This is a genomic window from Methyloglobulus morosus KoM1 (assembly GCF_000496735.2).
Classification (GTDB): domain Bacteria; phylum Pseudomonadota; class Gammaproteobacteria; order Methylococcales; family Methylomonadaceae; genus Methyloglobulus; species Methyloglobulus morosus.
In genome coordinates, this window is sequence record NZ_AYLO01000175.1 from 1 (window position 1) to 8,937 (window position 8,937).

Consider the following 8,937-nt stretch of genomic DNA (forward strand, 5'->3'; position numbering starts at 1 on the left):
CTCAAGAGGGGCGATTTACCTTTAGCATGGGTGAAACACCTGTCAGGTTTTCAAGGAATGACCCTAAATATTTACCTAATAGAAAGCTAGTTACGTCCTTCGAAACACAATTGCAAATGGATTTATTTAATAACGAAAACTATGAATATGCAGAAATTAGATGGTTTATTGTTTTTGACACTTATTTTAAAAATCCGGCTGATGACGTGTATTGCGTAGGTTATACAAAAACAAATGAGATTATTTGCAAATGGCAAATTCCTTTGGAAGATAAGGTTACGTTAATTTCTGAAGTTGATGCGCCACTATCTCAACCTGTTGATGTTCCAATGGCTCCGTTAAAAATAAGACACCAATTGCAGCAGGTAGAGAGTGTTAGCGATGAAGATGAAAGCTGACAACGCTTTTTATGGCGACAAACTGAGGTTAGCCAGATTGTTAAATGGTTTAACCCAACAACAATTAGGTGACGTCATTTCAGCTTCGAGACAATTTGTCCATCAGATGGAAAGTGGGATTCGCCCACCTGCTGCTGATGTATTAAACGCACTTTGCGAATCACTACAAGTTAAAGACAGCTTCTTTGCTGACCCAGTGGGTAATGATGTCAAATTTGAACAATGCCATTTCAGAAAACGAAAAACGACACCTGTCGGTATAGCAAATAGAGTTTTAGCATTTAGCACTATTTTTGAACAATTAGTTGCCTATATTAATGAATACTTGCAACTGCCAACAATAAATTTCCCTGTTATTGACCACAGTTCTTCTTCCTACTCTAATTCAGAAATTGAACTTGCAGCCGAAGAATGTCGAAAAATGTGGGGCTTAGGATTAAATACACCTATTGCCAAGATGACAAGAGTTTTAGAGAATGCAGGGGTTGTGATAACACAGTTTAAAGGTGTCTCAGAAAAAGTAGATGCGCTCTCTCTTAATAGAAAATTTCCAATAATCGTAAGAAATGATGCAAAAGAGAGTGTTTGCAGAATGCGCTTTGATTTAGCGCATGAATGCGGACACTTTGTATTGCATGATGGGGTTGAAACTGGGGATCTCGTAACTGAAAGCGAGGCAAATAAATTTGCGAGTGCTTTTTTATTTCCTCGAGCCACTTTTATCAATGAATTTACCATTAAAAAAGACGCTCGGTTAAACTGGAACTTAATTTATCAATTGAAAAAAAGATGGGGAATGAGTGCTAAAGCTATTCTTTATAGGGCACATCACCTCGATCTAATTTCTGCCCAACAATACCGCAGTGGCAATGTTCACTTAAGTAAAACGAATCAATCTAAAAAAGAAGACCACGATGAGGACATTCAACCTGAAACGCCAGAATTATTGATAAATGCACTTGAAATACTAAAGAATCAATTAGGTATTAGTTTTAACCATATTGCCGATTATTTGGGGGTTGAACCAAGCATGTTAAGTGCCATAACTGGAGTTTATCCGGAAAATGAAGAATATTTAAAAAATGTAACACCTATTTTTGGCTAAGGTGGTAAATAGAGCTAAAGGATGCGCTAAGGAACGTGGCGCTTCGTTCGCGGTTGATGCGCTTCACTTTGTTCAGCACGGTAGGTTGGGGTGAGGAACGAACCCCAACATGACTCGATCATTATATTTGTTGGGGTTCACAAGTTCACCCCAACCTACAAATAACCGCTTATTCCCGTATGCCGCGCCGAGCATCGGAGCATTTGTCGGGAATAGCCCGTTAGGGGTGCGGCAGGGATGCCGCACGTTGTCAAAGGGACAGGAGTCCCTTTTGACAACCCCCGGTAAATGCGAGAAGCGCAGGAAACAAGCGGCATCGGGCGGATTTCTTTTGGATACTTTTCTTTGTCCGCGCAAAGAAAAGTAGCCCGCCTGCCAGTGCGGGAACTGGCATTAATATAATTCGTCGCGGAAGCGACACATTAGTAAGCCCTCTCCACAGTGAGAGAGGGCGTTTATGGGATTTCGGCTCACGCTGAAGCTATCAGAAACCGGGTTTTGCGAGCATGTAATCCTCGCTGGAATGACGGCCTAACGATAGCTACCACACAAACAACTAACCCTCAATACTAAGCGCATCCCCCCGCTTAACCCAACCCGGCGTTAACACCCGTGCATACACGCCCACGCTGGGCAGTTCTTTTCCTGCAAACGGCACGAGCGGCTTGTTTTTGGCGATGCCGTTTTTGAATATGCCGTTATCTTGGGGCAGGTCGCCTTGCGCAAGTGTCGGCATGACACAGCGTGGACAGGGGTCGGTAATTTGCAGGCGTAAGCTGTCACCGATTTTGATGGTCTTCCCTACCCAGTCATTTTCCACAAAACCATTCATGCCATTGGTGTCGATCATGATATTTGGCCGAAAGCGCCGGACTTCAAAGCGGCCTTCAGGATAATGCTGCTGCATGGCGGCGATGGAGCTGGTGGTCAGCAAATGCAGTGCAGCATAGTCAAAAAACGTGCCTTGCGGCGCATCGCCCGCGACGGCTTCGCTGGAAACTTCGTTCGCTTCGCCTTCATATTCCGGCCAGAATTGCTCCAGCTTGGCATCGCTAGGGGATTGGGTTTGCAGCACGACTTTATTGCCCAAAGCGCGTGAGAGATTGTAGTCGATGTCGCTTTGATCGCTGCATAACACAGTGCCATCAGGCAAGGTTATCCAAACCGATGGCAAACCGTTTTGCGCTGGAGGGGCCGTATAAGCGGCACGGTATGCGAAGAAATCAGGCCATTTTTTGGGATTTTTTGCGCTAATGACATTACCTGTGGCTGCATCGACGAGCGCATAAGCGCGATCGCCCAATAGGCCGCCTGTAGTTATTTCTGCGCCATTCAGTTCTTCGCCCATCATGGATTTAACAGGATAACGCCAAAGCGTTGCGACCGTTGCGTGTGTGTTGTTCATATTTTTCCTTATTTTTATGTTATTGGTGGAGTTAGCTTAAAACTATTATCGAATCGAATCAATAGTAAAGTCAATGTCTTCAAGTTTCTCGTGCAATCCTGATTTTATCAACTATTCCTTAACGATAATGATAAAATTCAACCAAAAACAGAGGGAGGGCACTGGTTTTGTCAGAAAATAATCAATTGCACAAGATAGTCATCGTCGGTGGCGGTGCGGCAGGCCTTGAGCTTGCCACCAGTTTAGGCCGTAAACTAGGCAAGAAAGGCTTGGCAGATGTCATGCTGATTGACGGGGCTTACACCCATATCTGGAAACCGCTGCTACATGAAGTTGCCGCAGGTACGCTGGATGAGGCAGAACAAGTACAGTACTTGGCACAGGCTTACCACAATAATTTCCGTTTCCGCTTAGGTAAAATGGAAGGGCTAAATCGGAAAAAGCAAGAAATTTACGTCAGCCCGACCTTGAGTGAAAGCGGTGAGGAGCTAATCCCTAAACGCACATTCAGTTATGACACACTGGTGATGGCAATTGGAAGTATCAGTAATTCCTTTGGCATCAAAGGGGTGGAAGAGCATTGCCTATTTCTCGATACGACTTCGCAGGCTTTCAGGTTCCAGAAGCAAATGGTGGAGTCCTACATCAAAAACCATGCCGGCAAAGATACCGCAAAGAAAAAGCCGTTGTCGATAGCCATCGTGGGCGGCGGTGCGACAGGAGTTGAATTGTCCGCCGAATTACATGAAGTGACTGATTTGCTTGCCATCTATGGCTTAAATAAATCCAGCAATGTCAAACTGACCATTATTGAAGCCTCACCTCAGTTACTGCCCGCACTGCCCAGCAAACTGGCGAAAGCCACCCAAGACCAATTGGCAAAGCTGGGGATTGACCTGAAACTGGGCTGTCGCGTAATCGAAGTGACCAAAGCGGGCATTAAAACCCTGGATGGCGAAAACATACCCGCAGACTTGAAAGTTTGGGCGGCTGGGATCAAGGCACCGGACTGGGTTAAACGGTTGGACGGCTTGGTGACGAACCCAATCAACCAATTGGTGGTGGACGAAACGTTAAAGACCATTGATGACAATATTTTTGCCATCGGCGATTGCGCCGCTTGCCCTTGGCCTGGGCATGAGAAAAACGTCCCGCCCAGGGCGCAAGCCGCGCATCAACAAGCGACGACCTTGTGTAAATCTATTATTAACCGTTTATCGGGTGGGCCGTTGTTAAAATATAAGTACCTTGATTACGGCTCGCTGGTCGCCTTGGGCAAATATTCCACAGTCGGCAATTTGATGGGCAACCTGATGGGTACGGTAACCATCGGCGGATTTATTGCCAGAGTCGTCTATCTGTCCCTATACAAGATGCACCAGATAGCCATACACGGCTATTACCGGACTGCCTTATTGACTTTATCTAATCTTTTCCGGCGAACTGCCCATGCAAAAATTAAGATGCATTAGTCGTGGATAAACATAAAAACCGCTAAAAATACCAGACTATACCGTTATAGAAAAATAGCCCCTTCTCCCTTGAGGGAGAAGGTTGGGATGAGGGGGAGTTTAAACCATTTATACCTATTTAATCCTCCTCACCCCAACCCTCTCCAGCAGGAGAGGGAGAATTTTTAACCTAAATAACACGCCATAACATCATGCTAGAAATTGAATACACGTTCAGAGAAGACGACCTAAACCATTTCAACGAAATGCGCTTTAAGCAAACCGACGAATACCTTAGCCAGATCAAAAAAAACCGCTGGATAGTGCCGGGCATCATGCTGCTGATCGGGGCGTTTTACTATTACTACTACGTCGACCTAAAGGCGGCGCTGTATATTTTCTTGGTGGCCATCCTTTGGTCTTGGCTGTCGCCCCGGATTATCTTGTTGAACATCAGCAGGCAGATACTTGGCAGTTACTCGCAGCAAGAAAAAAAGAACCTCTTCGGCACCTACGTGTTAACCATAGACCCCGCCAACCCCAACTACCTGCACGAAAAATCGCCCAGCGGCAAAAACAAAATGGCCTGGTCGGAGTTGCTCAGGGTGGATTATGCCAAAGGCTATGTCTACATCTACCTCGACTTAAACACCGCCCTGGTCATCCCCGAAGCCACCTTGAAAAGGGGCGATTTACCGGCATTTGCCAAGCAGGTGGAGAAGATGATTGAGATGCATGGGTAGTGAACAATTAATGTTATTTTAAATAAAAATGCAAGAGCTAATCATAACAAACAGTGGAGCTAGAAATCTAAAGCATTTACTGGCAGAGTATGGGGATAAAGCTGACCAAATTAGAATTGTCACAGCATTCTTCTCCGACACGGAATTTATCATTAATTGGCTGGATAATTCAAAGCAGGTAGATTTGTTAGTTTCATTGAGACCACCGACAAATTACTACTCTCTTAAAACTGTTTATCCGAAAATTGGGATAAACATTCAGTTTTTAGGTGTTGAACTTCACTCAAAATTTTTCATTTTTTACAGAAATGGAAATCCATTTGCTTGCATCATTGGTTCATCAAACTTTACAACAGGTGGGCTTCACAAGAACATTGAAACAAATGCGATTTTCACTGACACGAAATACCTCAATGAAATAGAAAAGCATTTTGCGACCCTTTGGGAGCAATCATATTTGTTGCAACCAACCGACCTTGAACCATTCAAAATAGTATTTGACAACTTTCAAAAAAGAGCTGAAAAGACAGAAAAAGAACAAAGCGAACTTCAAAAGAAAATTCTCACCGGACGAATAACTCGACAAAAGAAATCTAAAGTTGGTAAAGAAGCGAAGCAGTACTATTCATTTTGGCGTGTTGTTGATGATGTGAAAGAAATGGTTAATGATATTTCGGCAAAAGAATATCCCAATGTTCCAGTTTACATTTCCATTGACCATTTCTGGCATTGGGTTATGACAGTTTGGAACAAAGAGAATAGACCGAAACCAACTTCGTCATACAGAAAATCAGCTATTCCTAAACTTTTTAAAGAGTATTGTGACTGGGATAAGAGTAATAATAATTTTACAAAGCAAATGGCAATAACATCCAGAACCTTGTTTGCCAAACTTTTATCTGAAAATAACATTGATAAGTTAAGCGAAGATGAAGCACAGAAAATTTATAGCAATCTTCATTCAGGAGCTATGAGAACAAGAAGATTTGGTTCAGACAAGCTATTTGTTCAAGAAAACCACATCAAAAGCATTAGAGCATCATTAAAATATCTCCTCTATTCTAATGATGAGATTGATTTAAGAATACACAACCTATGCGTAAATCCTGACTACAAGTTAAGTCAATTCAAGTCTTCTGGAACACAAGAAATAATTGGTTGGGTAAGCCCTGATAAGTATCCGATCCGGAATAAAAAAGCAGATGACGCATTGAAACTATTGGGTTTTAAATTGGAATAAAAAAGGGACGTAGGGTGCGGTGAGGTACGAACCGCACCGTTCATGTGATGTCGAGATTGATGCGGTTCACTGTGTTCACCGCATCCTACGTACTAACCATCCCGCGCCATAATCCGGTCAAAGCGTTTACGATGGGTGGTATAGTGAAAGATGCTGGCCTTACGGTTGAACAATTCAGGGCATTGTTATAAGTTAGCGACTAGTGGCTTGGACGGAGCATAATGGAATTCAGGATTTAATAGCTCCTATTTTTACTTTGTTGTGATGTAACCTCATTTCAACCAGTTTCGTTTTGTGCCTTGAGCCTTTTGCCTTGAACCTTAAATGCTAAATTTTAAAAACATCGCCCTGCGCCGTGGCGCACGGGTGTTATTTGCCAATGCCTCATTTACCATCCATAAAGGCCAAAAAGTGGGTTTTACCGGTGCCAATGGTGCGGGCAAGTCCAGTTTGTTTGCCTTGATAAGGAATGAACTGCATCTGGACGAAGGCGATTTTTCCATCCCGCCTGGGCTTGAGATGGCGCATGTGGCACAGGAAACACCTGCCGTGCCGTCTTCCGCCATTGATTACGTCATGGATGGCGATAGGGAATTACGGCGCTTGCAGCAGCAGTTAGCTGCTGCGGAAGCCAAGCACGACGGCTTAAAACAAGCCGAACTCCATGCCGCGCTGGATACCATCGGCGGTTATACGGCGCGAGCGAAAGCGGCACGGTTGATGAATGGCTTGGGTTTCAAGCCTGAGCAGGAAAGCCATCCGGTAAATTCCTTTTCCGGGGGTTGGCGGATGCGGCTTAATCTGGCGCAGGCGTTGATGTGCCGTTCCGATGTGTTGTTGTTGGACGAGCCGACCAACCACCTGGATTTGGATGCGGTGATCTGGCTGCAAGACTGGTTGTGCAAATACGATGGAACGCTATTGCTCATCTCGCATGACCGGGATTTTCTCGACACCATCGCCACACATATCGTCCACATTGAGCAAAACAAAGTGGACATTTACACCGGCAATTATTCCGCGTTTGAAAAAATGCGTGCGGAAAAACTGGCGCAGCAACAGGCCGCTTACCAAAAGCAACAGCGGGAAATCGCCCATATCCAAAGTTTTGTTGACCGCTTCAAAGCCCAGGCCACCAAAGCCAGGCAAGCGCAAAGCCGCATCAAGGCATTGGAACGTATGGAAGTCATCGCGATGGCGCATGTCGATTCGCCGTTTGATTTCAATTTTCCCAAACCGGGACGGATGCAAAACCCGTTATTGAAACTGGACAAGGTGGACATCGGCTACGGCCAAACCACGGTGATTGACGGCGCGAACTTGTCCATCTCGCCCGGCGACCGCATAGGCTTGTTAGGGCCGAATGGCGCGGGCAAATCGAGTTTAATTAAGGTATTGGCTGGCGACATGCAACCTTTATCGGGTACGCGACTTGAAGCCGAGGCACTGAATATCGGCTATTTTGCCCAACATCAACTGGAACAATTGCGCTTGGACGAAAGCCCGCTATGGCATCTGCAGAAAATTAACCCGCAGGCGACCGAAAAAGAGCTGCGTAATTTCCTGGGCGGCTTTGATTTTCAAGGTGACAAGGTGATGGAAGCCGTCAAGCCTTTTTCAGGCGGCGAAAAAGCCCGTTTGGTGTTGGCGTTGCTGGTTTATAAGAATCCCAACCTCCTTTTGCTGGACGAACCGACCAACCACTTGGACTTGGAAATGCGCCATGCCTTAAGTGTTGCATTACAGGATTATCAGGGCGCTATTGTCCTGGTGTCGCACGACAGGCATTTACTGCGTACGGTGACCGACCAGTTTTTGCTCGTCGGTGAAGGCAAGTTACAACCCTTTGACGGCGATCTCGAGGATTATCGGCTTTGGCTTAACGAACGCAAAAAAGACGAAGATAAATCTGCGGATGATGAAATGGCTACGGTTTCCCGCAAAGACCAGCGAAAACAAGAGGCGGAATTCAGGAAAAAACAGAAACCCTTGCTGGATGCCCTGAAAAAAGCCGAGCAAGCGGTTGAAAAGTACCATAACGAACAGCGGCGATTGGAAGCTGAATTGGCTGATCCTTCGCTTTATTCTGAAACTGAAAAAGACAAGTTAAAAAAGTTGTTGGCGCGTAAAACGGAAGTTGATAAGGCCTTGGATACTGCCGAGTCGGAATGGATGGAAGCGGAAGAAAGGCTTGAGGCGGCTAAACTTGAATTTTAATTTTTATGCTTATGTTCCCAGGTTGCCACTCCAAATAATAACACTAGCAACGTAATTTTATTAAGAGCGCTCTTAGGTCTTGTACCCCATAGCGGTGAGTATTTGATGCTTAAGATCATTGTCAATGCTCTCCCACTGAGTGCCATGCGAAATTGCTAAAGAAACGCCATACTCGCTATTTGCAGCCGCAATAATTTGTTGAAACCATTGTAGATAAGTCCATTCACTCGGTACGGGTGAATATAAGCATTTTCCATTATCATCCCAATTGACTTGCATAGCGGCACGATAAATATAGGGAAATTCTTCTCGCATAGGTGTTACGTATAATCTCTTTGATTCGTCGATACCTATGATTGCAATGTTGTCGTTTTCTAT

Annotated in this window: 9 protein-coding genes; 7 read left to right on the plus strand and 2 right to left on the minus strand. The window is 44.8% G+C overall.

Features of this window, described 5'->3' with window-relative positions; genetic code table 11:
• The coding region (locus MGMO_RS18500; RefSeq protein WP_036309008.1) for a hypothetical protein at window positions 1-398 on the plus strand (398 nt) is incomplete at its 5' end.
• Window positions 382-1,503: a helix-turn-helix domain-containing protein gene (locus tag MGMO_RS18505; protein WP_023496606.1), complete on the plus strand. Its 1,122-nt coding sequence runs from the start codon at window positions 382-384 to the stop codon at window positions 1,501-1,503. The genes MGMO_RS18500 and MGMO_RS18505, both read left to right, overlap by 17 nt.
• A 556-nt stretch (window positions 1,504-2,059) precedes the next feature.
• On the opposite strand, the gene MGMO_RS18510 is transcribed toward MGMO_RS18505, so the two are convergent.
• Window positions 2,060-2,908 carry an MOSC domain-containing protein gene (locus tag MGMO_RS18510; RefSeq protein ID WP_023496607.1) on the minus strand — a complete coding sequence of 283 codons (849 nt, stop codon included), beginning with the start codon at window positions 2,906-2,908 and terminating at the stop codon, window positions 2,060-2,062.
• A gap of 167 nt (window positions 2,909-3,075) precedes the next feature.
• Here MGMO_RS18510 and MGMO_RS18515 point away from each other — a divergent pair, with 167 nt between their 5' ends.
• The 5 genes from MGMO_RS18515 to MGMO_RS18530 all read left to right on the plus strand — a co-directional run bounded on the left by MGMO_RS18515 (window position 3,076) and on the right by MGMO_RS18530 (window position 8,559).
• A complete protein-coding gene (locus MGMO_RS18515) occupies window positions 3,076-4,380 on the plus strand; it encodes an NAD(P)/FAD-dependent oxidoreductase (RefSeq protein WP_023496608.1) in 1,305 nt (434 codons plus the stop codon).
• A 191-nt stretch (window positions 4,381-4,571) separates the two neighbouring features.
• Window positions 4,572-5,102: a YcxB family protein gene (locus MGMO_RS18520; protein WP_023496609.1), complete on the plus strand. Its 531-nt coding sequence runs from the start codon at window positions 4,572-4,574 to the stop codon at window positions 5,100-5,102.
• A 28-nt stretch (window positions 5,103-5,130) separates the two neighbouring features.
• Window positions 5,131-6,342 carry a phospholipase D-like domain-containing protein gene (locus MGMO_RS18525; RefSeq protein ID WP_023496610.1) on the plus strand — a complete coding sequence of 404 codons (1,212 nt, stop codon included), beginning with the start codon at window positions 5,131-5,133 and terminating at the stop codon, window positions 6,340-6,342.
• Between the two features lie 47 nt (window positions 6,343-6,389).
• On the plus strand, window positions 6,390-6,533 hold the full coding sequence (locus MGMO_RS20415) for a type II toxin-antitoxin system HicA family toxin (RefSeq protein ID WP_200922752.1): 144 nt from the start codon (window positions 6,390-6,392) through the stop codon (window positions 6,531-6,533).
• A gap of 133 nt (window positions 6,534-6,666) precedes the next feature.
• Window positions 6,667-8,559: an ATP-binding cassette domain-containing protein gene (locus MGMO_RS18530; protein WP_023496611.1), complete on the plus strand. Its 1,893-nt coding sequence runs from the start codon at window positions 6,667-6,669 to the stop codon at window positions 8,557-8,559.
• Between the two features lie 72 nt (window positions 8,560-8,631).
• Here the strand turns inward: MGMO_RS18530 and MGMO_RS18535 are convergent.
• Window positions 8,632-8,937, minus strand: a 306-nt coding sequence (locus MGMO_RS18535; RefSeq protein WP_036309009.1) for a hypothetical protein, incomplete at its 5' end; no start/stop codon positions are given.

Bases quoted from the DNA above. Each gene is read 5' to 3' on its own strand.
- MGMO_RS18505 (WP_023496606.1), top strand. From the start codon at position 382: ATGAAGATGAAAGCTGACAACGCTTTTTATGGCGACAAACTGAGGTTA.
- MGMO_RS18510 (WP_023496607.1), bottom strand. From the start codon at position 2,908: ATGAACAACACACACGCAACGGTCGCAACGCTTTGGCGTTATCCTGTT.
- MGMO_RS18520 (WP_023496609.1), top strand. From the start codon at position 4,572: ATGCTAGAAATTGAATACACGTTCAGAGAAGACGACCTAAACCATTTC.
- MGMO_RS18525 (WP_023496610.1), top strand. From the start codon at position 5,131: ATGCAAGAGCTAATCATAACAAACAGTGGAGCTAGAAATCTAAAGCAT.
- MGMO_RS20415 (WP_200922752.1), top strand. From the start codon at position 6,390: ATGTCGAGATTGATGCGGTTCACTGTGTTCACCGCATCCTACGTACTA.
- MGMO_RS18530 (WP_023496611.1), top strand. From the start codon at position 6,667: ATGCTAAATTTTAAAAACATCGCCCTGCGCCGTGGCGCACGGGTGTTA.